The organism is Flavobacterium sp. YJ01, from assembly GCF_029320955.1.
In the GTDB taxonomy this organism is placed as follows: domain Bacteria; phylum Bacteroidota; class Bacteroidia; order Flavobacteriales; family Flavobacteriaceae; genus Flavobacterium.
Genome location: NZ_CP119757.1, coordinates 580,272 through 606,408, shown reverse-complemented (window position 1 = coordinate 606,408; position 26,137 = coordinate 580,272). Strand labels below are relative to the sequence as shown.

Below are 26,137 nucleotides of genomic sequence, written 5' to 3'. Positions count from 1 at the left end.
TTTTTTTCATTAATTTGCTACATAAACAGCTAAAAAATATGAAAAAGCAATGTGCAAAAGCCATTTTAACCGCGGCTTTATTTTTTGGGATTTCATCGGTTTGGGCGCAGCAAACTCCGTCAGCGTCAGCCACGAATCCAGTAAATAATTACAATTATCATGATGCCTTTGGTCCTCATTTTTATACTAAAAATGGAACTTCAACTCGTACAGCGAGCGGTCAGCCGGGCGTTGAGTATTGGCAAAATAGAGCCGATTATCAAATCACAGCAAAATTAAACGGAACAACAAATGAAATTGTAGGTACAGATGAGATTACTTACACTAATAATAGTCCAGATAAATTAGGTTTTCTTTGGCTGAATTTAGATCAGAATTTATTCAAAGAAGATTCTAGAGGAAATGCAGTTGTGCCTTTAACAGGTAGCCGTAACGGGGCTCAAGGTCAAGTTTTTGATGGAGGAAATAAAATTAAATCTGTAAAAGTAATTTCTGGAGGAAAAACTAAAACAGAAGTTGATGCGAAATATATAGTTACAGATACCAGAATGCAGATTTTTCTTCCACAAGAATTGGCTGCAAAAGGAGGTTCTGTAAAAGTAAAAATTGAATTCTCATTTATCGCGCCATTCGAAGGTTCTGACAGAATGGGAGTTCTAGAAACTAAAAACGGAAAAATCTTTACTATTGCACAATGGTATCCGCGTATGTGCGTGTATGATGATGTACGTGGGTGGAACACGCCTCCTTATTTAGGTGCATCTGAGTTTTATTTGGAATATGGAGATTTTGACGTGAAATTGACCGTTCCTGGAAATCACTTTGTAGTAGCTTCAGGTGAATTGGTTAATGGGCAGGAAGTGTTTTCTGCAGATCATTTCAAAAAATACAAAGAAGCTTCTAATAGCGATAAAACGGTAACAATTCGTTCTGAGCAAGAAGCAAATTCAGCTTCAGCTGCGGGAACAGATAAAACATGGCATTATAAAATTAAAAATGCGCGTGATTTTTCTTGGGCGTCGTCTTCAGCATTTATCTTAGACGGAGCAAAAATCAATCTTCCGAGTGGTAAAAAAGCATTAGCATTATCGGCTTATCCTGTTGAAAGTGCAGGAAAAGATGGTTACGGACGTTCTACAGAGTACGTGAAAGCTTCAATCGAACATTATTCTAAACAATGGTTCGAATATCCTTATCCAGTTGCAACTAACGTTGCTGGAAACGAAGGCGGTATGGAATATCCTGGAATCGTGTTCTGTGGATGGAAATCTAAAGGAGCAGATTTATGGGGAGTTACAGATCACGAATTTGGGCATATCTGGTTTCCAATGATTGTGGGTTCAAACGAAAGATTATTCGGTTGGATGGATGAAGGTTTTAATACTTTTATCAATTCATTAAGTACTGCTGCATTTAATAATGGAGAATACAAAGAACCAGCGGCAGATTTGCACGAACAAGCAGAGTCATTTACACGACCTGATTTGGAAACTATCATGAGTTCTCCTGACAATATGAAAGAACAAAATATTGGTATGTTGTGTTACTTTAAACCAAGTGCAGGTTTGATAATTTTGAGAGAGCAAATTTTAGGAAAAGAGCGTTTTGATACTGCATTTAGAACTTATATCCAACGTTGGGCTTACAAACACCCGCAGCCAGACGATTTCTTTAGATCTATGGAAAATGTTGCTGGAGAAGATTTAAGTTGGTTTTGGAGAAGCTGGTATGTAAACAACTGGAGATTTGATCAAGGAATTAATTCTATTAAATATGTGAAAAATGATCCTGCAAAAGGAGTTGTAATTACAGTTGAAAACTTTGATAAAATGCCAATGCCAATTGTTTTAGATGTTAAAACAAAAAGCGGAAAAGTCAGAAGAGTAAATCTTCCTGTAGAAATCTGGCAACGTAATAACGAGTGGTCTTTTAAACATAATTCTACTGAAGAAATAGAAAGTATAACTTTAGATCCAGATCACGTATTTCCAGATAATAATGGCTCAAACAATGTTTGGACAGCTGGAAAAGGTAAAATTGAAAAAGATATTATTTTAGATCCATATTTAGGAACATTTTCAACTTCAAGAGCGCCTCTTAAAATTGAAGTTACTGAGAAAAATAGTACTATGTATGTTGAAATTACAGATTTTCCTAAGTTTTCAGTTAAACCAGTAGAAAACGAAAAAGACACATTTGAGTCTAAAGGAGCTGGTTTAAAATTCAAATATAATGAAGCAAAAACAGGATTTGATATGATTGTTTTAGGTAACGGACAAGTAATTCCTTTTACAAAAAACTAAATATAAAATCTTATTAGTATACAAACCCGATGGTATTTTTATCATCGGGTTTTCTTTTGTCTTGAAATTTTTGGTTTCAAGTTTATGGTTTCAAGTTTGTTTAGTTGAGTTAGAAGGAATAAAAACCTCAGAACCTTAGTAACTTAGAATCTTAGCGTCTTCAAATAATAACTTTTCATTAAAAAAATGTTAGAATTTTAATTTTTTCTTTTGTGAATAAAAAAAAGATGTACTTTTGCACCGATGAATAAAATAAGTTTACATATAACTTCTTTGTCACGGACAAACTCACCGATTACTTCTCCCGAAGTACGGACACTAGCTCTATAGTGTTCACTGAGTTTTATAGCCGTATATTTATTCATATCCATTTTTCATTTTGAAATCACATAATTTGTCCATTGGACAAACATATCCTAAAAGTATTTATTATTTTGTAAATTTTCTTGATCAAGCTTTTGATTTTGAGAATGTTACTTCTGTTTTGCTTAATTTTATTGGATTCAATTCTGGATTTCAAACGAATCAATATGCTTTAATTTTTAACTCTAACTTCAATTATTGAAATGAAGATCTCTATTGTTGTTACCCAGGAAGAACACTTCAAATTCGCACAAGAAATTTGCGATACGATAGAATCATCTGCCTTGTTAAGAGGTACGGGGATTGCTAAAAGAACTCCTGAGTACATTCAGAAAAAAATGGCAAACGGTGATGCAATGATTGCTTTGGCTGATGGAAAGTTTGCAGGTTTTTGTTACATAGAAAGCTGGCAGCACGGAAAATTTGTTGCTCATTCTGGATTAATTGTGCATCCAGATTATAGAAGTCATGGTTTGGCAAAAAAAATAAAATCGAAGGTCTTTGATTATTCTTTGAAAAGATTTCCGGATGCTAAAATATTTGGAATCACAACTGGTTTAGCAGTTATGAAAATTAACTCTGAACTAGGTTATAAACCAGTTCCTTTCTCAGAATTGACAACTGATCCTAGTTTCTGGGCTGGCTGTAAAACCTGTACAAATTTTCCAATTTTACAAAGTAAAGAAAACAAAATGTGTCTTTGTACCGGAATGTTGTACGATCCGAAAGAAAAACAAAAAACACCGCCAAGACATCCTTTTAACGAGGCTGTTTTAAGCAGACTTAAAAAAATTAAGCAGGCTTTTTTTTTAAACAAAATATTGTCATTGTTTTTTTTATTTAAAATTTAATCAAAAATAAATCTCAAACTGCTAAATACGAAAGTATTAGCCAAAATTATAAAAAATGAAAAAAGTAGTATTAGCTTATAGCGGAGGATTAGATACCTCGTATTGTTTGAAATATTTAAAAAATGAAAAAGGATACGAAGTTCACACTGTTCTTGTAGATACAGGAGGATTTTCTGCTGAAGAATTAACAGCTATTGAAAAAAGAGCTTATGAGTTAGGAAGCGCACAACACGCCAACTTAACAATTTTAGATAAGTATTACGATAAAGCTATAAAATATCTGATTTTTGGAAACGTATTAAAAAACAATACATATCCATTATCAGTAAGTGCAGAGCGTGTTTTTCAAGCAATTGAAGCAATTAAATACGCTAAAAAAGTAGGAGCAACTGCAATCGCTCACGGAAGTACAGGCGCTGGAAACGACCAAATTCGTTTCGACTTGATTTTCCAAACTATTGCTCCAGAAATCGAAATCATTACTCCAATCAGAGATTTAAAACTTTCAAGACAAGAAGAAGTAGATTATTTATCTAAAAACGGAGTTCACTACTCTTGGGAAAAAGCACAATATTCTATTAATAAAGGACTTTGGGGAACAAGTGTAGGAGGAAAGGAAACTTTAACTTCAGGACAGCCATTACCAAGTGAAGCTTATCCATCTCAATTAAAAAAAGAAGGAGAAGAAAAAGTAACATTGCATTTTGAGCAAGGAGAATTAGTTGGAATAAACGGTAAAACAGATAAACCTTCAAACAATATTGTAGCTCTTGAAAAACTGGCAAGTGCTTATGCAATTGGTAGAGATATTCACGTTGGTGATACAATTATCGGAATTAAAGGAAGAGTTGGTTTTGAAGCTGCAGCGCCATTAATTATAATAAAAGCGCACCATTTGTTAGAGAAACACACTCTTGGAAAATGGCAACAATACTGGAAAGAACAATTAGGAAACTGGTACGGAATGTTATTCCACGAAGGTCAGTTCTTAGATCCAGTTATGAGAAACATCGAAACTTTCTTACAAGATACGCAAAAAACAGTAAATGGAACCGTAACAGTTTCATTAAAACCATACCATTTCTCACTTGACGGAATCGAATCTGAAAATGATTTAATGAACACAGGTTTTGGTCAATATGGAGAAATGAACAATGCTTGGACATCTGACGATGCAAAAGGATTTATCAAAATTCTTGGAAATGCACAAAACATATTTTCATCTGTAAATCAATTAGATCATGATTAATTTGGCATACATATAATGATTACTGTCGCTATAGTATTTATTATAATACTAATAATGTTTGGACTTGCATTGTTTTTTAAAGATGATTTAGGTGTAGTATTTCTTACTAATAGAAATTTTGTAGCAGGTATTTTATCTGTTTCGATAATAGCTTTAAGTTACATTATTTTGATTTTTCCAAGTCCAATTGAACCGATCAATCAAGTATTTGCAATATTTAGTACAGTTCCTTTTATGTTAGTTTTTTTTGGAGGAGGATTTATGCTTTTTCTAGGATTACTAATAGAAGTAATAATTCTCTTTTTTGTAATTAGAGCATTTTTACCAACTCAAAATAAAAATTTAGATAAAAATAATTTTAGTTAAAAAATAGAAACTATGATTAATGTCGGAATTATTGGTGGTTCGGGCTACACGGCCGGAGAACTCATCAGAATTTTAATGTATCACCCAAACGTAAACATCGATTTTGTTTACAGTACAACAAATGCTGGAAAGCCACTTTCTGTGGCACACCACGATTTGATGGGTGACATTGAAATGAATTTTACAGCTGAAATCAATCCAAATGTGAATGTTGTTTTCTTGTGTTTAGGTCACGGAAAATCAATTTTATTTTTGAAAGAAAATCAGTTTGCGAGTCATACCAAAATCATCGATTTAGGAAATGATTTCAGATTGAATAAAGACGCTCATTTCGAAGGAAAAGATTTTATTTACGGATTGCCTGAAATCAATAAAACCGAAATTAAAAAAGCAAATTATATTGCAAATCCTGGTTGTTTTGCGACTGCAATTCAATTGGCTTTATTGCCTTTAGCAGAACATAATCTACTGAATAATGATGTTCATATAAATGCCACAACTGGAAGTACAGGAGCAGGAGTAAGTCTTTCAGAAACTTCTCATTTCAGCTGGAGAAACAACAATATGTCGCATTACAAAGCTTTTGAGCACCAACATTTGGGAGAAATTGGAGAAAGCTTAGTTCAATTACAAGACGATTTTGATAGCGAATTGCTTTTCATTCCGAACAGAGGAGATTTTCCAAGAGGGATTTTTGCCACGCTTTATACATTGTGCGATGATAGTTTGGAGCAATTGGTTGCTAAATATGAAGAGTTCTATAAAGATGAACCTTTCGTAACCATTACTACAACCAACATCAACATGAAACAAGTGGTGCAAACGAATAAATGTATCATTAGTTTATTGAAAAAAGGAAACCGGGTTCTCATAACATCAATTATCGATAACTTAACCAAAGGTGCTTCGGGACAAGCGATTCAAAACATGAATTTAATGTTCGGATTAGAAGAAACCACAGGTTTACATTTGAAACCAAGCGGATTTTAATAATAGTTGATAGTTGTTGGTTTATAGTTGATGGAAACATCACATAAGACCATCAACCAACAACAATCAACCAACAACTAAAAAGAAAAAATGAACTTATTCAACGTTTACCCATTATACGACATAACTCCAGTAAAAGCAGTAGATTGTACAATTATTGACGACAAAGGAGTAGAATATTTAGATTTATACAGCGGACATGGTGTGATTTCTATTGGACACACACAGCCGGATTATGTAGCAAAATTGAAGAATCAGATAGATAACTTAGGTTTTTATTCAAATGCCATTCAGAATCCTTTGCAGGTAGAATTGGCTCAGAAATTAGGAAAGCTTTCTGGTCTTGAAGATTACGAATTGTTTTTATGCAGTTCTGGAGCTGAAGCGAATGAAAATGCTTTAAAATTAGCATCTTTTCATAACGGAAAATCAAGAGTTGTAGCTTTTGATAATTCTTTCCACGGAAGAACTTCTGCAGCTGTTGCGGTTACGGATAACATAAAAATTGTTGCTCCAATTAATGCACAGCAAGTAGTTACTTTTTTACCTTTAAACCAAATCGAATTAGTTGAAGCTGAATTAGCTAAAGGCGATGTTACAGCAGTAATTATCGAAGGAATTCAAGGAGTTGGAGGTTTAGACCAAGGAACAACTGAGTTTTTTCAGGCTTTAGAGAAAGCATGTAAAAAACACGATGTTGTTTTGATTTTAGACGAAGTTCAATCAGGATACGGAAGAAGCGGAAAATTCTTTGCTTTCCAACATCACGGAATTAACGCTGATATTATTTCAGTTGCAAAAGGAATGGGGAACGGATTTCCGGTTGGAGCGATTTTAATCTCTCCAAAATTCGAAGCAAGTTTTGGATTATTAGGAACGACTTTCGGCGGAAGCCATTTGTCTTGTGCAGCAGGAATTGCAGTTTTAGATGTAATCGAAAAACTGGATTTACAAAAGAATGTAAATGAAGTTTATGAATATTTCTTAGAAAAAATCAAAGAAGTTGAAGGAATCAAACAAGTAAAAGGAAAAGGATTAATGCTAGGAGTAGAGTTTGATTTTGATGTTGCAGCTTTAAGAAAGAAATTAATAATCGAAAAACACATTTTTACGGGAAGTGCAAACAATAAAAATCTATTAAGAATTTTACCGCCTTTGACTGTGAAAAAAGCGGATATCGATACGTTCGTAAAAGCTTTAAAAGAAAGTTTAGAAGAATTAAAAAACTAAATACACAATTATCCTAGCAGGTTTCTAAAACCTGTTAGGTATCAATAAGTTTCGATAAAAAGAAACAACCAAAAAACAACCAACCCACTTGAAATTATGAAACCATTATCAATTGAAACACGCGATGCGGTTTTGCGGACTATGGCAAAGCTGGTCGAGCAGGAGCGGAATGAGATAATCTTGACCAATCAGGAAGATCTTGCCGATTACGACGGCTCAGATTTAGCGATGGAAGAACGCTTAAAAGTAGATGATAAAAAAGTTGACGAAATGATTTTATCATTAAACCAATTGGCTTCTCAGGAAGATCCCGTTGGCGTTGAGCGCTTTCATTTTACTCATGATAATGGAATAAAAGTGGTCAACAAAACCGCCGCTTTCGGAACGATCTTAATTATTTATGAATCTCGTCCTGATGTTACAATAGAAGCGGGAGGAATTGCTTTTAAATCTGGAAATAAGATTCTATTAAAAGGAGGAAAAGAGTCTTTAAAATCAAATTTGAAAATCGTAAGTCTTTGGCACAAAGCTTTAGAAGATAACGGAGTTTCAAAAGACTGGGTGGAATATCTGAATTACAACAGAACAGAAACTCAGGCTTTTTTAGAAAAACCTACTCAAAAAGTCGATTTAATAGTTCCAAGAGGCGGAGAAAAACTAATTGAGTTTGTAAAAGCGCATGCAACGTGTCCCGTAATCGTAAGCGGACGAGGAAATAATTTTGTTTACGTTCATGAAAAAGCAGATACAGATTTGGCTTTAAAAGTAATTTTAAATGCTAAAACAGCTAAGATATCAGCTTGTAATGCTTTGGATAAAGTTTTAATTGATTCGAAACTTCCCAATTTTGAAGGTTTTACTGCAATGCTGATTGAAGAGTTAATAGAATCAAAAGTTGAAGTTATAGTAGATAAATCATTAGAGAATTTCGAAAATACCAAAACTATCGTAAACGAGGATATTTGGTACGAAGAGTTTTTAGATTATAAAATTGTGATTGGAACCATCGATTCTCAAGATCACGCAATCGATATGATTAATAAATATTGTGGAGGACATTCTGCAGCAATTATTACGAGAGATAATGAAGTCGCACAGCAGTTTATGGAATCGATCGATGCCGCAGCTGTTTACCAAAATGCTTCAACCCGTTTCACAGACGGCGGACAATTCGGACTTGGTGGTGAATTAGCAATAAGTACCGATAAACTTCACCAAAGAGGTCCAATTGGTTTACAACATCTCGTAACAAACAAATGGTACGTTTACGGAGAAGGACAGATAAGATAATTTTAGATTTTAGAGTTCAGATTTTAGATTGATGATTAACGATTTTTGATTTAAGATTATTGGAATTTGGAATTTATTTTTTGGAATTTAACTATAGATAAAGCTTTGCGAACTTAGCGTTTGTAAGCACAAAGTATATCAAAAAACCTTGCGCACTTTGCGGTTAAAAAAAATCGCATCAAAACAACAACAATGGGTAAGAAACGGATTTTATTAAAAATAGGAAGCAATACTTTAACCAAAGAAACAAATCATATTTCGCGGGGAAAGATTGAAGACCTAGGAATACAGATTGCGGCCTTAAACGATGAATATGAGTTTATCATCGTAAGTTCGGGAGCAATTGCGGCGGCGAAGCAGTTTGTGAAGCTGGATAATCAAGATAAAGATGTTTTTGTAAAACAGGCTTTAGCTTCAATCGGACAGCCTCATTTAATGCGGATTTACAATGAAAATTTTAAGGATTTAGGCTTAAATACTTCGCAGTGTTTGCTTTCTTATTCTGATTTTGAAAAAGAACAGACCAAAAAGAACATTGTAAATACCATTAATGTATTAGTTAAGAACAATTACATTCCGATTATTAATGAGAATGATACCGTTGCCACAGATGAGATTCGGTTTGGAGATAATGATAAGTTAGCAGCTTTAACAGCAGTTCTTTTAAATGTTGATATTCTGATTATTGCAACTAATACAAACGGAATTTATACAAAGAATTCAATTCACAATGAAAATCCGGAAACGATAAAATTGGTAAATGATTTGAAGTCGCTTGAAAAAGAAATCGGCGAATCAAAATCATCACATGGAACAGGAGGAATGCAATCTAAAATAGAAGCAGCCGCAATTTCAAAAGCAGCCAACATCGAAACCTGGATTGTCAATGGATTAAATGATAATTTTATTTTAAAGGCATTAAAAGACGAAATTCCTTTTACGAAAATAATCTAATAAGTCAATTAGAAAATTAGAAAATTAGTTAATTAGACAATGCATAATTATCAAATTTTCTAATTATCACATTATCTAAATTAAAAAGAAAACAAATGAATTATATTTCAATAAAAGACATCAACTCATTATCAAAATGGGTAAAGCAAGCGATCAAGATCAAAAAGAATCCGCTTAAAAATCAAAGTTTAGGAAAGAATAAGACTCTTGGGATGTTATTCTTCAACCCAAGTTTAAGAACACGTTTGAGTACTCAAAAAGCGGCTTTAAATTTAGGAATGAACGTTATGGTAATGAATTTTACCAATGAGGGATGGACATTAGAATTCGAAGACGGAGCCGTTATGAATTCTGGCGCATCAGAACATATTAAAGAAGCGGCAGAAGTAGTTTCACAATATTGTGATATTATTGCAATCCGTGCTTTTGCTGGTTTGGTTGACAAAGAAAAAGATTATCAGGAAACTGTAATTTCAGGATTTTTGAAATACGCTACAGTTCCAATTGTAAATATGGAAAGTGCTATTCGTCATCCGTTGCAGTCATTAGCAGATGCGATTACAATGGAAGAATTCAAACCTAGACATAAAGAAAAACAAAAAGTTGTTCTTTCTTGGGCACCACATCCAAAGGCTTTACCACAAGCAGTTGCGAATTCATTTGTAGAAATGATGCAGATGCAAAAAGATATGGATTTTGTAATCACACATCCAGAAGGTTACGAGTTAAGTCCAGAAATAACAAAAAACTGCACAATCGAATATGATCAAAACAAAGCGTTTGAAAATGCCGATTTCGTTTACGTAAAAAACTGGAGTAATTTCAACGATTACGGAAAAGTAACCAATAGCGATCCAAATTGGACTGTTACGGCTGAAAAAATGGCTTTAACCAACAACGGAAAATTCATGCATTGTCTTCCTGTTCGTCGTAACGTAATTGTAAGCGACGAAGTTTTAGATGGAGAAAATTCAATCGTAATCGAACAAGCGAATAATAGAACGTATTCAGCACAATTAGTTTTACAAAAGATTTTGAAGAAAATATAATTTTTTAAAGTTGCTAAGATTCTAAGCTACTAAGATGCTAAGAAACTTTGCACATAAAAAACTTAGTATCTTAGAATCTCAGAACCTTAGAATCTTATGAAAGTTACCGTAATCAAAATAGGTGGAAACATCATTGACAATCCAGCAGAATTAGAACAATTCTTAACCGATTTTTCTAAAATTGAAGGCTATAAAGTTTTAGTTCACGGCGGTGGAAAATCGGCTACGAAAATGGCGCAGAGTATTGGTTTAGTTCCGCAAATGATCGACGGACGCCGAATTACAGATGCTCCAATGCTTGATGTTGTGGTAATGATTTACGCTGGACAAATCAATAAGCATATTGTGGCGCAATTGCAGGCTAAAGACAACAATGCAATTGGTTTTTCTGGAGCTGACGGAAATTTAATTCAGTCAACAAAAAGAAATCACCCGACAATAGATTACGGTTTTGTAGGCGATGTAAAACAAGTCAACACCAAATTACTGGCAACTTTATTAGAAGCTGGAGTTGTTCCTGTTTTCTGTGCAATTACACATGATAAAAATGGACAATTGCTAAACACGAATGCTGACACCATTGCAAGTGAATTATCAATTGCTTTATCGGAAGTTTTTGATGTTACGCTGACTTACTGTTTTGAAAAACAAGGTGTTTTAATGGATTCAGAAGATGATTCGTCTGTAATAACCCAAATCAACGAAACATTATATAATAAACTAAAAGAAGAAAAAGTAATCCATTCTGGTATGATTCCAAAATTGGATAACTGTTTCAACAGTTTATCAAGGGGTGTGCAGAAAATCAAAATCGGGCATCACAGAATGCTTCAAAATTCAGATATTCCGCATACAACTATTACATTATAAAAAATGTTGCCACAAATTGACGCTAATTTACTCTGTTAATAGAGAAAATAATTTTAGAAATACATAAAAAAGTTTGTTTTGATTTTAAATCTGTGACAAAAAGATAATTTATGAAAATCCGTGCAATTAGTGGCAAAAAAATAGAGCGCACAAGGTATTTTAAATAAATTTGCGCAAGTAAAAATGGTCAAAGGAAAGCTCAAAAACTTTGCTGCTTTGTCCCTTTGAGCCTTTGAACCTTATTAAAATGAAAAATATAGATACGCTTACCCAGGAAGCAATTAGTTTATTAAGAAGTTTAATCGAAACCCCTTCATTTTCTAGTGAAGAAGATCAGACAGCTCTTTTAATCGAAAATTGGTTCAATCAAAATGAGATTCCTTTCAAGAGAGAAAACAATAATTTGTGGGCTTTCAATAAATATTTCGACGAAAACAAACCAACACTTTTATTAAACTCACATCACGATACTGTACGACCAAATCAAGCTTATACAAATGATCCCTTTAAAGCGATTGAAAAAGACGGAAAATTATTTGGTTTAGGAAGTAATGATGCAGGAGGATGTTTAGTTTCGTTGCTAGCAACTTTTGTATATTTTTACGAAAATGAAAACCTTTCTCACAATATTGTAATTGTAGCTTCTGCAGAAGAAGAAAGTAGCGGAAAGAACGGTTTAAACAGCGTTTTAAAAAGCTTACCAGAATTAGATTGCGCCATAGTTGGAGAGCCAACTTTAATGCAATTAGCAGTTGCCGAAAAAGGTCTTTTAGTTTTAGATGTAAAAGTAAAAGGAACTGCAAGTCACGCCGCACATCAAAATGACGACAACGCTTTATACAAATCAATTCCAGTAATGGAATGGTTTAAAAACTATAAATTCGACAAAATATCAGACGTTTTAGGTCCTGTAAAAATGACTGTAACGCAAATTAATGCAGGAAAACAGCATAACGTAGTGCCGTCAGAATGTGATTTGGTTGTAGACATTCGCGTAACAGATCGCTATACAAATGCCGAAATTCTGGAAGTGGTTAAAGCAAATGTAAACGCCGAAGTAACGCCAAGATCAATGCATTTAAACGCATCTTCTATTCCAGTTGCGCACGGTTTGGTTCAGGCCGGAATAGCATTGGGAAGAACAACGTATGGTTCGCCAACGCTTTCAGATCAATCCGTTTTAAGCTGTCAGTCTTTAAAATTAGGGCCAGGAGAAACATTGCGTTCACATTCAGCAGACGAATTTATTTTTGTAAATGAAATTGAAGAAGGAGTCGACCTGTATATCAAAATACTAACTGATTTCTTTAAATTATAAGTAAATATCGAAGTCAAACCTAACAGGTTTTTAAAACCTGTTAGGTTTCTTCCGAAATAAAAATACTACCTATGAAACTTTGGGAAAAAGGAATACCAACAGATAAACAAATCGAACAATTCACCGTTGGAAACGACCGCGAACTGGATTTAGTTTTAGCAAAATACGATGCTTTAGGTTCAATCGCGCACGCCAAAATGTTGGGACAGATTGGTTTATTAACAGCTGAAGAAACGACTTCTCTAGTTGATGCATTAAACGAAATTATCGCAGACATCGTAGTTGGAAATTTCGAAATCGAAGACAGTTTTGAAGACGTACATTCTAAAATCGAATATCTTCTAACCGTAAAACTTGGCGATGCAGGAAAGAAAATCCACACCGCGCGTTCTCGTAACGATCAGGTTTTGGTTGATGTTCATTTGTATTTGAAAGATGAATTAAAAGCGATAAAAGAACAAGTAAAAACTTTGTTTGACTTATTGATGGAATCGGCAGAAAAACACCAAAATGTTTTATTGCCAGGTTATACACATTTACAAATTGCTATGCCATCGTCATTCGGAATGTGGTTTTCTGCTTACGCCGAAAGTTTGATTGATGACATTACGATGTTGAACGCTGCTTCAAAAATTGTAGATCAAAATCCGTTAGGATCTGCTGCAGGTTACGGAAGTTCATTTCCAATCAATAGAACATTTACAACACAGGAATTAGGTTTTGAAACCTTAAAATACAATGCCGTTGCGGCACAAATGAGTCGTGGAAAAGCAGAAAAAACAGTTGCATTTGCCATGACAAGTGTTGCGGGAACATTATCAAAATTTGCGATGGACGTTTGTCTGTATATGAGCCAGAACTTTGATTTTATTGGTTTACCGGCGCATCTTACAACAGGTTCAAGTATTATGCCTCATAAAAAGAATCCTGATGTTTTTGAATTAATCAGAGGAAAATGCAATAAAATTCAGGCACTTCCATACGAAATCACTTTAATCACCAATAATCTTCCAAGTGGTTATCACAGAGATTTACAGCTTTTAAAAGAAGGTTTGTTTCCAGCAATTCAAACTTTAAAATCTTGTTTGGATATTGCAATTTTCTCAATAAAAGATATTACAGTAAAAGATCATATTCTAGAAGATAAAAAATACGATTATTTGTTTACAGTTGATACTTTAAATGAAATGGTTGTAGAAGGAATGCCATTTAGAGATGCTTACAAAGCCGTTGCAGAACAATTGGAAGCGGGAACATACAAATCTCCAAAAGAGACGAAACACACGCACGAAGGAAGTATCAACAATTTATGTTTAGATGCAATAAAAGATAAAATGAAAGCAGCTTTTTAGTTTTTTGTTAAATGTAAAAAGTGAGCTGTAAAACTAAAAAGGTCATTGATTTGTTTCAATGACCTTTTTGATTTATCCAAATTTTAGTTTTTTACTAATTTAAATGTTTTGCTTCTGTTTTCAATTTGAACTTTGCAGATGTAAATTCCTTTCGCAAGATTTCCCACATTGAGTTCTAATTTTTCATCAGCAGTGATATTTTTAGAATGCGAATATACTTTTGATCCATTCGAAGAAAATAAATCCACTTCAGCCAAACCATTATCAGAGCTTGAAAAATCAATATTTAAAAGTCGGTTAATTACTGAAGGATAATATTTCAAATCTAGATTATTTAAGCGGTCATTTAAGCCTAAATTATTGCAACTTGTAGATAAAGTGCCTTGTGCAGTAACTTGTAGAGTCGCCCCAGCGCCACATGTTGGGTTAGAAACAAATCCAGCAACATTAGCAATCGGTAAAACGCTGTAATTATAAGAAGGTTTTGTTACAGCAGTTCCAGAGTTTGCTGGAGCATTTAAACAATCGGTAAAAGAAATGCCAATTGTACCGCCATCTGTGCTTACGTAACTTTTGAAAGCAGTTCCAATTTTAGCAAAATCTGTTCCTTCTACATAACAAGTTGTATTGTTGCTTCCTCCGCCTAAACCAATTGCCAAAGAACCTGATACAGAAGTGTTATAATAGCAATTTAAAATATGAAGTTCAGCATTTCTGGCTCTCGGCATCCTTTCTTTACAGCCTTCTGCCCAATAACAGTTTTTAAAAGTTATGCTGTAATGTCCGTCAGAAGGAGCGTCAGTTTTAGAAGATCCTACTAAATCAGAAAAACGGTGATCATCGGCTCCTCCAGAACCTCCCGCTTTTGGAGTTTTCAAATATGTAAATTTGCACCAAGAAACAGTCACATTATCTGCAGCGCCTTTATTGTCGAAATTACCATCCATTCCATCTTGAAATTCGCAATGATCTACCCAAATGTTTGTTGCTTCAGATGTCAAATTATCTTTACCGTCGACATCGTAAGCGCCTGGTCCTTCAAAAATTAAATTTCTAATAATGACGTTATTTGAGCCAGGTTTTAAATTTAAAATTCCAGAACCCGCGGCAGTCTGATCTAGATTTATTAATCTCGCTCCCGGAAGTCCAATTATGGTTTTGTCATTTACTTGCAAACTTGTATAGGTGCAGTTTATAGTTCCAGAAACTAAAATGACTTGCGGAGTTGTTAATTTTAATTTTGCGGTTAAATCAGCAAGAGTAGATACAGTAACAGGAGATGCGCTTCCTCCGCCAGTTGCTGAAGCTCCAAATCCTTCAGGTGCACTCATAAAATAATTTTGGGCAAAAAGAAAGGAGCAAGGCAGAAGCAATGCCAATAAGATAAGTTTTGTTTTCATTTAAGTGTGGTTTTTTGTGGTTTAATAGTTTAATGTAATCGATTGCACAAATGTATAAGAATAAAAATAATTTCAAATTAATTTATCAAATATTTATGGTTTAATGCTTTGATTTTTAGATTAATAAGTGTTGTTTTTACACTATTAAATCTTAATTTGTTCTTTCATAATGTTTTAAGAATTAAGAAAAGGTTTTAAATGAAAAGCAGAAAATTCATGCTAAATACATATATTTGATATGCCAGTTTATAATCATGCCAATGAAAAAATTTAATGAAGAAGCAACTCTCAAACTTTTCGAGAAAGGCTTAGTTACTGAAAATCAGTTTGAAGAAATAAAAACATATCGAAATCTAAACATCTTTTCATTAAATGCAGAATTAAAATTATTTCTGTATTTATCAGTACTATTGTTTACTTCAGGAATAGGAATTTTAATTTATGAAAACATCGATTCAATAGGGCATATCGCAATTCTTTCTTTGCTTTTGATTGTAATCGTCGTTTGTTTTTATTACTGTTTTAAAAATTCTAAAGGTTTTCAGAAACAAGAAACTACTTTTGACCATCCTGTTGTAGAGTATTTGGTTTTAGCAGGAAATATTCTGACTTGTATTTTTATAGGATATCTTCAGTTTCAATACAAACCATTTGGCGAACATTACGGATTAGCAACTTTAGTTCCAACCATTGTAAGTTTCTTTTGTGCTTATTATTTTGATAACCGAAGTGTTTTGACAATTGCGATTACGGGTTTGGCGGCTTATGTAGGGCTTTCGGTTACGCCACAAGATATCTTTAACGACACTAATAATCTTTATGCGAGCCAAAACTTGAGTTATTCTGCTGTGATGCTCGGAATTTTATTGATTTTATGGACAATTTACAGCAGACGAATTTCTTTAAAAACACATTTTGGTTTGGTATTTCTAACTTTTGCCTTGCATATTATTAGTATTGCCTCAATTAGTAATTTAACTAATTATGATTTTCTAACTTGGATAATATTTGCCCTTATTTTGGCAGTTTCTACCTATTATTTTTATAAAGCCAGTTACGATTATAAAGCAATGTCTCTCTATGTATTTATGATTGTATACGCTTACATCGGTGCTAATATAGTTTTGTTTAGAATTTTTGAGAATGTAGATTTTTCTCAAATATGGGAATTATTTATTTTCCTGCTTCCAGCATATTTTGTTGGTTCGATTATAATGTTTATTAAATTGATTAAAAACTTCCATAAAGAAATAGCCGAATGATAGCATACGATAAAAGAAAGTTAGATAATGAAGTTTTGGCCGATGAAGCAGAAACTTTGTATAAAGGAGGTTTTATTAATAAAGAACAGAAGAAATTTGTAGAAAAAGAGTTGCCTGTTTTAAGAAGTCAGGATAACATTTTGGTTAGAATTGGTTTCTTTCTATTAGGAAGTTTGCTTTACAGTTCTATTTGCGGAATGATTTCTTTGTTTGGATTAAGTTCAGAACATGTGTACTTTCAAATTTGTTTTTACATTTTTGCTGCCATTGGTTTTGCTGGAGCAGAATTTCTTGCCAATCAAGAATATCATAATCATGGTTTAGATGACGCTTTTATTTTAGGCGCAATTTCACAAGTTGGTATTGCAGTAGCGATAACAACAGAAGGTTATGAAACTGTAATCGCTTTTTTTGTGGCTGTTTCTGCCTTTTTTATGTTTCTGCGCTATTTGCATGTACTGTCGATGTTGGTTTTTTGCATAGCAGTAACTGCATTTTTGTTTTTTGAAATGTTTGAATTTGGAGATTTTGGAAAAGCTATTTTACCCTTTGTTGCAATGGTTTTTGCAGGAGCTTTTTATTTTATAACAAAAAAAATAATCAAGAATCTAACAGAAAGTTACTATTACAATGGGCTTTTGCTGGCAAATAGTTTTTGTCTGGTTTTGTTTTATTTTTCTTGTAATTATTTAGTTGTTAGAGAACTTTCAGGAGAACTTTTAGGAACAGAAGTTAAGCCAGGAACCGATATTCCGTTTGCGTTTATCTTTTATGCATTTACATTAATTGTTCCGATTATTTATTTGGTTCAGGCTTTAAGAACAAAAGACAGAATAATGTTTTGGATAAGTTTTCTAGCGATTGGATTTTCATTTTATACAATTCGATTTTACTACGCAGTTTTGCCAATCGAAGTCGCGCTTACATTCGGTGGATTAGTTTTGTTTGCAATAGCGTATTTTTCGATTAAAAAATTAAAAGAAAAAGAAAGCGGATTAACCTTTAAACCAGACAGAATCAATCATTCCGATAATTTCTTAAATGCAGAAGCTTTAGTTGTAGCCTCAACTTTCGGAATGAAACCCGAAGTAAAAACAGTTTCTCCGATGGAATTTGGAGGAGGAGGTTTTAGCGGCGGAGGATCTGGAGAAAGCTTTTAAATTAAGTTTGCCACAGACTAAAAGGATTAAAATGATTTCTTTTGTTTTGCCACGAATTACACGAATTTACACAAATTAATTCGTGAAAATTCGTGTAATTCGTGGCGATATGACAAAGATCAGAAAATCATTTTAATCATTTTAATCCTTTTAATCTGTGACAAAAAAAACTTATACTTTGCTTTTCAATGCTTCAGCATTAATATCGCTATGTGAAACATTATAAACCGCTTTTCCATTTTTAATTAAAATCAATTGTGGAGATTCGTGATAAACTCCAAATCTGCTAGCGATTTCGTTTGAAATATCTCGGTGGGCTATTAAATCTAAGAAATAAGCATCGACAACACTTTCAAGATCAAATTCTCTTTCAAATTGTTTTAAAGCCATTCGGCTAATGCTGCATCTTGTGCTGTGTTTGAATATTACAACTGGTTTTTCATTAGAAATAGCTTCGATCTCCATTAACTGAAGTATATCTGTTAATTCTGTCCAGTTGACGTTACTTTTTTGAGCTTCTGAGTTCTCTGAACTTCCGAAGATTGAATTAAAAAAACTCATGTTTGACTTGTTTTATGACTTTTTGACGCGATAAAATCGCTAAAACACGATTTTTAATGTCATTTTGTCTGTTTTTTGTGTATGGAATATAATTTGAATATTCAATAGCAAAGTTAAATCTTTTGAGTTAAAAAAATATCTCAATAAGTCTTAACTTTAATGTAATCGAATATTTAAACAAAAAATCAATCAAATCATAAAAATATGAACATAAATAAATTTACTATTAAATCGCAAGAAGCCATACAGTTGTCGCAACAATTAGCACAGCGAAATGGCCAGCAGCAAATTGAAAATGAACACATTTTCAAAGCTATTTTTGAAGTAGATGAGAACGTAGCGCCATTTATTCTGAAAAAATTAAATGTAAATGTTCCATTATTTCTTCAAATTTTGGACAGTACAATTCAAAGTTTTCCAAAAGTTTCTGGAGGCGATGTTATGCTTTCGCGAGATGCAAATAAAGCTTTGAATGAAGCTGAAATTATAGCACAAAAAATGAACGATGAATACGTTTCGATCGAACATTTAATTTTGGCTATTTTCGACTCAAAAAGTAAAGTTTCTCAAATTTTAAAAGATCAGGGAGTAACTGGAAAAGGGTTAAAAGCAGCAATCGAAGAATTAAGAAAAGGAGAAAGAGTAACTTCAGCTTCAGCTGAGGAAACTTATAATTCTTTGAATAAATATGCTAAAAACTTAAACGAATTAGCTCGTACAGGAAAACTAGATCCTGTAATTGGCCGTGATGAAGAAATTCGTCGTGTATTGCAGATTCTGACTCGTAGAACAAAAAATAATCCAATGCTTATTGGTGAACCTGGAGTTGGTAAAACCGCAATTGCAGAAGGTTTAGCGCATAGAATTGTGGACGGAGACGTTCCGGAAAACTTAAAAGATAAAATCGTTTTCTCACTCGATATGGGAGCTTTGATTGCCGGAGCAAAATATAAAGGAGAATTCGAAGAACGCTTGAAATCGGTTGTAAAAGAAGTTACAGCCGCAGACGGAGATATTGTTTTGTTTATCGATGAGATTCACACGCTTGTAGGTGCAGGTGGAGGAGAAGGCGCAATGGATGCGGCAAATATCCTAAAACCAGCTTTGGCTCGTGGTGAATTGAGAGCAATTGGGGCTACGACTTTAGATGAATATCAAAAATATTTTGAAAAAGATAAAGCGCTTGAAAGACGTTTTCAAAAAGTACTAATCGACGAACCAGATACAGAAAGCGCAATTTCGATTTTGCGCGGAATTAAAGAGAAATACGAAACGCACCATAAAGTTCAAATCAAAGATGAAGCAATTATTGCAGCAGTTGAACTTTCTCAGCGTTATATTACAAATCGTTTCTTGCCAGATAAAGCAATCGATTTGATGGATGAAGCGGCTTCTAAATTGCGTATGGAAATCAATTCAAAACCTGAAGAATTAGACGTTTTGGATCGTAAAATCATGCAATTGGAAATTGAAATCGAAGCTATTAAACGTGAGAAAGAAGAAAGCAAGCTGAAAATTTTAGGTATGGAATTAGCCAACCTAAAAGAAGAGCGAAACGAAATCTATGCAAAATGGAAGCAGGAAAAAGATATCGTTGATGGAATTCAGGCTGTAAAACACGAAATTGAAGACTTTAAATACGAAGCAGAACGTGCAGAACGTGATGGTGATTACGGAAAAGTAGCTGAAATTCGTTACGGAAAAATAAAAGAAGCACAAGAACGTCAGGAAAATTTGCAAAAACAATTGTTAGAGTCTCAATCTGGAAATTCTTTAATAAAAGAAGAAGTAACCAGAGAAGATATTGCTGAGGTTGTAGCAAAATGGACAGGAATTCCGGTTACAAAAATGCTTCAGACCGAAAGAGAAAAACTATTGCATCTTGAAGACGAATTACACAAACGTGTTGTTGGTCAGGAAGAAGCGATTGAAGCTGTGAGTGACGCGGTTCGTAGAAGCCGTGCTGGTTTACAGGATATGAAAAAACCTGTCGGATCGTTCTTGTTTTTAGGAACAACGGGAGTTGGTAAAACGGAGTTGGCAAAAGCTTTGGCAGAATATCTTTTTGATGATGAAAATGCGATGACTCGTATCGATATGAGTGAATACCAAGAACGTCACAGTGTGAGCCGTTTAGTTGGTGCGCCTCCAGGATATGTAGGTTACGATGAAGGAGGTCAGTTAACAGAAGCGGTTCGTAGAAAACCGTATTCTGTTGTGCTTTTGGACGAGATCGAAAAAGCCCATCCAGATACTTTCAATATTTTATTGCAAGTTCTAGATGAAGGACGTTTGACGGACAACAAAGGGCGTCTGGCTGATTTCAGAAATACAATTATTATTATGACCTCAAATATGGGAAGTAATATTATTCAGGAGAAATTTGAAAATCTAAAAGGAAGCGTTGAAGCAGCTACAGAAGCAGCTAAAAATGAAGTTTTAGGATTATTAAAACAAACTGTTCGTCCTGAGTTTATCAACCGTATAGACGAAATTGTAATGTTCACGCCGCTTACAGTAGAGAATATTTCAAGAATTGTAAGTTTACAGTTGAAGAGCGTTACCAAAATGCTGGCACTGCAAGGCATTACAATGGACGCAACTCCAGAAGCTATTGCTTACTTGGCAGATAAAGGTTATGATCCGCATTTTGGAGCAAGACCAGTGAAACGTGTGGTTCAGCGAGAAGTTTCAAATCAATTGTCAAAAGAAATTTTGGCAGGAAATATTACAACAGACAGCATCATTTTATTAGATGCTTTCGATGGCAATTTGGTTTTCAGAAATCAGACAGCTAAATAATTTTTTTTTAAGTTAATCTGAGAAGAACATCAGTCGAAAGGCTGGTGTTTTTTTTTACCGTGAATTCTGAAACTTTTAATCTAATTCATATAACATAATATTTTCAAAAAAGACACAATTTTAAATAAATAAAAATCAGCAAATTATTAATTAAAATTACAAAATCATGAACAATATTTTTAGAGGACTTTTAGCCGGTTATGGCGCTAAAAAATTAGGAGGAGGTTGTTTCGGAACTATTATCGTTTTTATTATTCTTTGGGTTTTGCTAGGTCAATGTAGCTAAAAGCAAATTCAGAAAATTACGAATAAAAAGATAAATTTTGATGCAATATTATTGGGAAGATTAATTCAAAATGTCTAGATTCGCAACACTAAAAATAAATTTAAAAAATGGGTTCAGGTTTTTTCGCTCTGTTAGATGATATCGCAGCAATTATGGATGATGTTGCAGTAATGAGTAAAGTTGCTGCAAAAAAAACAGCTGGAATTCTAGGCGATGATTTGGCTGTAAATGCCGAAAAAGCTTCAGGATTTGCTTCTTCAAGAGAACTTCCCGTTTTATGGGCAATCAGCAAAGGTTCTTTGTTGAATAAAATTATTATTCTTCCAATAGCATTTTTATTAAGTGCATTTTTTCCGATAGCTATTATAATAATTTTAGTTTTAGGAGGACTTTTTTTAGCATACGAAGGAGCCGAAAAAATTTACGAATTTATTTTTCCTCACAATCACGAAGAATCTGAAGGAATTACCGATGAAGTTTTGACTGAAGAACAGATTTTATTAATCGAAAAAGATAAAGTAAAATCGGCAATTGTAACCGATTTCATTTTATCAGTCGAAATCGTAATTATCGCATTAGGTACTGTAATGGAAGAACCACTAATACAGAAGATAATTGTAACTTCGATAATCGCGCTTGTGGCAACAATCGGAGTTTACGGAATTGTGGCACTTATCGTTAGGATGGATGAAGCAGGTTTTAAGCTTATAAAACATAGTAAAAGCGAAAAGAGTCTTTCAAGATTTATTGGAAATTTATTAGTAAAAGCGCTTCCGTTAGTAATAAAAGGTTTAACTGTTATTGGTACAATTGCATTACTTTTAGTTGCAGGAGGAATCTTTGTACATTATATTCCGTATTTTCATCATTTATCAGAAGAAATTAAAATTCCTGCTATTATTAAAGAATTTACAATTGGTTTAGTTCTCGGATTTATTGTTTTACTTTTTGTAAATCTCTTCAAAAAGATTTTCAAAAAGAAAACAGCTTAATAAAAAATCAAAATATATTTTAAAAAACATCAGTTAACGCTGGTGTTTTTTTTTGTTTTTGGAGCAGAACGAATCGTTTTCAAAAGAACATTTGGTCCCGCTATCCACTATATCTTTTCATCCGCAAAAAAGCGGATAAAAAGGATGTCGTTTCTATCGGGGCTAATCAAGAAATATTCATTTTTATAAGAAATAACCGTATTCCTTTAATCTTTTTTTAATAAATAAGCATTTGATTTACAAATGTTTAATGTTTTAATGAAAATTTTTAACATTTTACTAAAGCAACCAAAGCAATCTTCTCACATCTTCATAGTAATTAACAATTAATTATTATTTTATATGAAAAGTTTTAGATTAAAATCAGTTTTGGTAGTATTATTTTTATCAATTGCATTTGTTTCATGCAATAACGATGACGATGAAACAACGCCAGCTACAACATCAAAAGCAGCTTTGGCAACCGAAATTAAAGGACCAGCGACAGGAAAAGTAAATGAAGAATTAAGCTACGATGTAACTTATGTTGTTGATAATGCTTGTGGAGAATTTGATAAAATCTCAGAAGTAACAATTGGAGAAGTAAAAGGTTTGCAAGTAATGGCGAAATATCCAAAAGAAGGAGTTTGCACGCAGCAAGTTCCAGAACCAAAAAAGACGGTTTACAAATTCAAAGCAACTACAAAAGGAACTTTCGAAATTAAATTCAAAAAATCAGAAACTGAATTCGTAACTCAGAAAGTAGTAATCGAATAACAACTAGTTTAGTTGATATTTTTTTAGGTTGATAAGCCATTTTGCAGAAGTTTTATTTTAAACGGATGTGAAATGGCTTTCTGATTTAAATTGTCGTTTTCTTCCATGTTATATAAAAGTTATAGACTTTGCCATTCCTTTAAAAAGTATTATTTTTGCACTCTAAATTTTATGTCATGCCGAAAAGAAAATATAAAATATCAGTAATTCAGTTAAATCTGAATGATGTCGCTGAAAATAATCTTAAAAAATGTATCAGCTGGGTAAGAGATGCTGCAAGTCAAGGAGCAGAGGTAATCTTACTTCCTGAGTTATATAGTAGTCATTATTTCTGCCAAAGTGAAGATGTAGATAATTTTGCATTAGCAGAACCATTATACAGTACTTCTTTTGTTGCTTTCAGCGAATTGGCAAAAGAATTAGGAGTAGTAATTATTGTTCCTTTCTTCGAAAAAAGAATGGCAGGAATCTATCATAACAGTGCTTACATCATCGATACAGATGGTACAGAAGCTGGTTTATATCGTAAAATGCACATTCCAGACGATCCGCATTTCTATGAAAAATTCTATTTCACTCCAGGAGATTTAGGTTTTCAAGCAATCGAAACTAAAAAAGGAACAGTAGGAACGTTAATCTGCTGGGATCAATGGTATCCAGAAGCAGCTCGTATTACGGCTTTAAAAGGTGCTGAAGTTTTATTCTACCCAACAGCAATTGGATGGCATCCGAAAGAAAAAGAGCAATACGGAGAAAATCAGTACGGCGCTTGGATGAATGTAATGAAAGGTCATGCTGTTGCAAATGGCGTTTTCGTTGCAGCCGCAAACCGAATTGGATTAGAAAAATATATTGAAGGAACAGAGGGAATTCAATTCTGGGGAGCTTCTTTCATTGCTGGACCACAAGGTGAGATTTTAGCGCAAGCTTCACACGATAAAGAAGAAATCTTAATTGCTGAGGTTGATTTAGATTTACAGGAAAATGTTCGTCAAAACTGGCCATTCTTCAGAGACAGAAGAATTGATGCTTTTGGTGATATCGTAAAAAGAGCAATCGATAAATAATTAGATTTATCTCAAATGTAAAAAAGGACAAAATGTATATTTTGTCCTTTTTTTTGTAAGCTTCGGAGAAGCGAAATATTTATAGAAAAAATAAATGTTTACGATATAAAGCTCCAGCGGAGCGACACATTTTAGAATATAATATGTCGCTCCGCTAGAGCTTTTCCCATTTGTATTATTGAAGTTCTATAACCATTTCGCTTCTCCGAAGCTCTATGAGTATTTTTTATAGCAAAAAGGTGGTTTCAAATATCGAAACCACCTTTTAATATATATATAGACTAAGATTATTTTACTTGGAAAGTAACTCTTCTCACGATTTGACGTGCTTCTTTAGAATTTTTGTTCACAGAAGTATCTTCTCCGTTCGCAATAACATTCAATCTTGAAGCATCAATTCCAGCATTTACAGCTACTTTTTTCACAGCTTCAGCTCTTTTTCTAGATAATTCAGTGTTGTAATTTGTATTTCCGATTTCGTCAGCGTAACCAATAATGTCAGCAGATTTTCCTGGATTGTTTTTTAAATATTTCACTAAGAAATCAACACCAGATAAAGAAGCATTTGTTGGTTTAGACGAATTAAAGTCGAAATAAACATTTACATAACCTCCGTTAATTAATTCTTCAACAGTGTTGTTTGTATTTGTTCCAGCGCCTTTCTTTTCGTAAGTTTTATCTAAATAGCTTTCTAACTCATCTGGAACACCATTTTGGTTAGTATCAATAGATTGTCCTTTTGTATTTACTGCAACGCCAGCAATACTATTTGGTTCTAAATCGTATAAATCAGCAACTCCATCTTTGTCTGAATCGATAAGACCAGTTTCGATTAAGTCTACTCTTTTTTCCAATTCACCAATTCTGTCTTCTTCACCAACCCAGTCAGCATGTTTTGTTTGTTTTCCTAAGTAGAAAGTTAAACCAACAGAAGCATTCAATAAAACTCCATCAAAAGAACCAGTAGTTGTATTACCCATTCCGTCAAAGTTCCAGTTTTGTCTTCCGTTAACAATTCCGGTAAGATCTCCTGTTAATGCTACTCTGTTGCTTAATCTAATTTGTCCTGTTAAACCAGCAATTCCGTGAGCCATGTAATCTTGACCTCCAAAACCAGTTTCTGTACTAATTTGAGCAACTCCAAAACCACCATGGGCTAAAAGACCAAATGTGTTTGTCCATGTTTCAAAGTTTAAAGCACGTCCAACGTTTACAACTCCTTGTAAACTCGCTCTTACGTAACGGCTTTCAAAATCCGGAGTATTCTTTTTCTCTTTAAATTGATCGTAACCAACATCTAATTTCAAACCAAATTTTGGATTAAACATATATCTAACACCTAAATCTCCATGGAAAAAGTTTGCTGATTCTGTTGTGTAGCCTGGTGTCATTGCTCTAGTTGGTTTGTTAACACCACCATTTAGCTCAATAGACCATTTGTTATATTCTTGATCTACATTTGGTTTTGTAGATGTGGTAGCCATATTTTGTGCACCTGCGGCAAAGGATAGTAATAATAAAGAGGCTGATACTAATTTCTTTTTCATGATATCAAAAATTAAATTGTTTTTATTTTAAACTCATGAGCAAAATTAGGCTACACGTTTCAAGTACGTGTTGTATATTCAATTACATAATTTCCATGTTTTGGCTTACAATTATGAAA

Annotated in this window: 22 protein-coding genes; 18 read left to right on the top strand and 4 right to left on the bottom strand. The window is 33.5% G+C overall.

Annotated features, from left to right (window positions below; all coding sequences use genetic code 11):
* The first annotated feature begins 38 nt into the window (after positions 1–38).
* Entirely contained in the window at positions 39–2,303 is a 2,265-nt protein-coding gene (locus P0R33_RS02720) for a M1 family metallopeptidase (RefSeq protein ID WP_276174106.1), read from the top strand.
* Between the two features lie 197 nt (positions 2,304–2,500).
* Here P0R33_RS02720 and P0R33_RS02715 read toward each other — a convergent pair whose 3' ends face one another.
* A complete protein-coding gene (locus tag P0R33_RS02715; protein ID WP_276174105.1) occupies positions 2,501–2,668 on the bottom strand; it encodes a hypothetical protein in 168 nt (55 codons plus the stop codon).
* Between the two features lie 201 nt (positions 2,669–2,869).
* On the opposite strand from P0R33_RS02715, the gene P0R33_RS02710 reads away from it, so the two are divergent.
* The 11 genes from P0R33_RS02710 to argH all read left to right on the top strand — a co-directional run bounded on the left by P0R33_RS02710 (position 2,870) and on the right by argH (position 14,185).
* Positions 2,870–3,517 carry a GNAT family N-acetyltransferase gene (locus tag P0R33_RS02710; RefSeq protein ID WP_276174104.1) on the top strand — a complete coding sequence of 216 codons (648 nt, stop codon included), beginning with the start codon at positions 2,870–2,872 and terminating at the stop codon, positions 3,515–3,517.
* Between the two features lie 55 nt (positions 3,518–3,572).
* Positions 3,573–4,766 (top strand): argininosuccinate synthase domain-containing protein, encoded by a 1,194-nt coding sequence (locus P0R33_RS02705; RefSeq protein WP_276174103.1) that lies wholly within the window; start codon positions 3,573–3,575, stop codon positions 4,764–4,766.
* Positions 4,767–4,820: 54 nt separating this feature from the next.
* Positions 4,821–5,132, top strand: coding sequence for a hypothetical protein (locus P0R33_RS02700; protein WP_276174102.1), 312 nt, complete (start codon positions 4,821–4,823; stop codon positions 5,130–5,132).
* A gap of 12 nt (positions 5,133–5,144) precedes the next feature.
* The gene (gene argC, locus P0R33_RS02695; RefSeq protein ID WP_276174101.1) at positions 5,145–6,122 is read left to right on the top strand and encodes an N-acetyl-gamma-glutamyl-phosphate reductase; all 978 of its coding nucleotides are present in this window, start codon (positions 5,145–5,147) and stop codon (positions 6,120–6,122) included.
* A gap of 90 nt (positions 6,123–6,212) precedes the next feature.
* Positions 6,213–7,352 (top strand): aminotransferase class III-fold pyridoxal phosphate-dependent enzyme, encoded by a 1,140-nt coding sequence (locus P0R33_RS02690; RefSeq protein ID WP_276174100.1) that lies wholly within the window; start codon positions 6,213–6,215, stop codon positions 7,350–7,352.
* Positions 7,353–7,448: 96 nt separating this feature from the next.
* Positions 7,449–8,642, top strand: coding sequence for a glutamate-5-semialdehyde dehydrogenase (locus P0R33_RS02685; protein WP_276174099.1), 1,194 nt, complete (start codon positions 7,449–7,451; stop codon positions 8,640–8,642).
* A gap of 192 nt (positions 8,643–8,834) precedes the next feature.
* On the top strand, positions 8,835–9,596 hold the full coding sequence (gene proB, locus P0R33_RS02680) for a glutamate 5-kinase (protein WP_276174098.1): 762 nt from the start codon (positions 8,835–8,837) through the stop codon (positions 9,594–9,596).
* Between the two features lie 95 nt (positions 9,597–9,691).
* Positions 9,692–10,645, top strand: a complete 954-nt coding sequence (locus P0R33_RS02675; RefSeq protein WP_276174097.1) for an N-acetylornithine carbamoyltransferase — start codon at positions 9,692–9,694, stop codon at positions 10,643–10,645.
* 96 nt (positions 10,646–10,741) lie between these two features.
* Positions 10,742–11,515 carry an acetylglutamate kinase gene (gene argB, locus P0R33_RS02670; protein WP_276174096.1) on the top strand — a complete coding sequence of 258 codons (774 nt, stop codon included), beginning with the start codon at positions 10,742–10,744 and terminating at the stop codon, positions 11,513–11,515.
* A 247-nt stretch (positions 11,516–11,762) separates the two neighbouring features.
* Positions 11,763–12,833, top strand: coding sequence for a M20 family metallo-hydrolase (locus P0R33_RS02665; RefSeq protein ID WP_276174095.1), 1,071 nt, complete (start codon positions 11,763–11,765; stop codon positions 12,831–12,833).
* 71 nt (positions 12,834–12,904) lie between these two features.
* Positions 12,905–14,185: an argininosuccinate lyase gene (argH, locus tag P0R33_RS02660; protein WP_256634510.1), complete on the top strand. Its 1,281-nt coding sequence runs from the start codon at positions 12,905–12,907 to the stop codon at positions 14,183–14,185.
* 83 nt (positions 14,186–14,268) lie between these two features.
* On the opposite strand, the gene P0R33_RS02655 is transcribed toward argH, so the two are convergent.
* Positions 14,269–15,585 carry a T9SS type A sorting domain-containing protein gene (locus P0R33_RS02655; RefSeq protein ID WP_276174094.1) on the bottom strand — a complete coding sequence of 439 codons (1,317 nt, stop codon included), beginning with the start codon at positions 15,583–15,585 and terminating at the stop codon, positions 14,269–14,271.
* Positions 15,586–15,845: 260 nt separating this feature from the next.
* Here P0R33_RS02655 and P0R33_RS02650 point away from each other — a divergent pair, with 260 nt between their 5' ends.
* Both P0R33_RS02650 and P0R33_RS02645 read left to right on the top strand, forming a co-directional pair.
* Positions 15,846–16,847: a DUF2157 domain-containing protein gene (locus P0R33_RS02650; RefSeq protein WP_276174093.1), complete on the top strand. Its 1,002-nt coding sequence runs from the start codon at positions 15,846–15,848 to the stop codon at positions 16,845–16,847.
* Positions 16,844–18,007, top strand: coding sequence for a hypothetical protein (locus P0R33_RS02645; RefSeq protein ID WP_276174092.1), 1,164 nt, complete (start codon positions 16,844–16,846; stop codon positions 18,005–18,007). Before P0R33_RS02650 ends, P0R33_RS02645 begins: the two co-directional genes overlap by 4 nt.
* Positions 18,008–18,178: 171 nt before the next feature.
* On the opposite strand, the gene ytxJ is transcribed toward P0R33_RS02645, so the two are convergent.
* Positions 18,179–18,568 (bottom strand): bacillithiol system redox-active protein YtxJ, encoded by a 390-nt coding sequence (gene ytxJ, locus P0R33_RS02640; protein WP_276174091.1) that lies wholly within the window; start codon positions 18,566–18,568, stop codon positions 18,179–18,181.
* Positions 18,569–18,772: 204 nt separating this feature from the next.
* On the opposite strand from ytxJ, the gene clpB reads away from it, so the two are divergent.
* From clpB to P0R33_RS02620, 4 genes are all read left to right on the top strand, one after another.
* Positions 18,773–21,370, top strand: coding sequence for an ATP-dependent chaperone ClpB (clpB, locus tag P0R33_RS02635; RefSeq protein ID WP_276174090.1), 2,598 nt, complete (start codon positions 18,773–18,775; stop codon positions 21,368–21,370).
* 393 nt (positions 21,371–21,763) lie between these two features.
* Positions 21,764–22,648, top strand: a complete 885-nt coding sequence (locus tag P0R33_RS02630; protein ID WP_276174089.1) for a DUF808 domain-containing protein — start codon at positions 21,764–21,766, stop codon at positions 22,646–22,648.
* A 342-nt stretch (positions 22,649–22,990) separates the two neighbouring features.
* On the top strand, positions 22,991–23,404 hold the full coding sequence (locus P0R33_RS02625; protein WP_276174088.1) for a hypothetical protein: 414 nt from the start codon (positions 22,991–22,993) through the stop codon (positions 23,402–23,404).
* 176 nt (positions 23,405–23,580) lie between these two features.
* Positions 23,581–24,471 (top strand): carbon-nitrogen hydrolase, encoded by an 891-nt coding sequence (locus P0R33_RS02620; RefSeq protein ID WP_229351629.1) that lies wholly within the window; start codon positions 23,581–23,583, stop codon positions 24,469–24,471.
* Positions 24,472–24,758: 287 nt separating this feature from the next.
* Here P0R33_RS02620 and P0R33_RS02615 read toward each other — a convergent pair whose 3' ends face one another.
* Positions 24,759–26,018, bottom strand: a complete 1,260-nt coding sequence (locus P0R33_RS02615; protein ID WP_276174087.1) for an OmpA family protein — start codon at positions 26,016–26,018, stop codon at positions 24,759–24,761.
* Between the last annotated feature and the right edge of the window lie 119 nt (positions 26,019–26,137).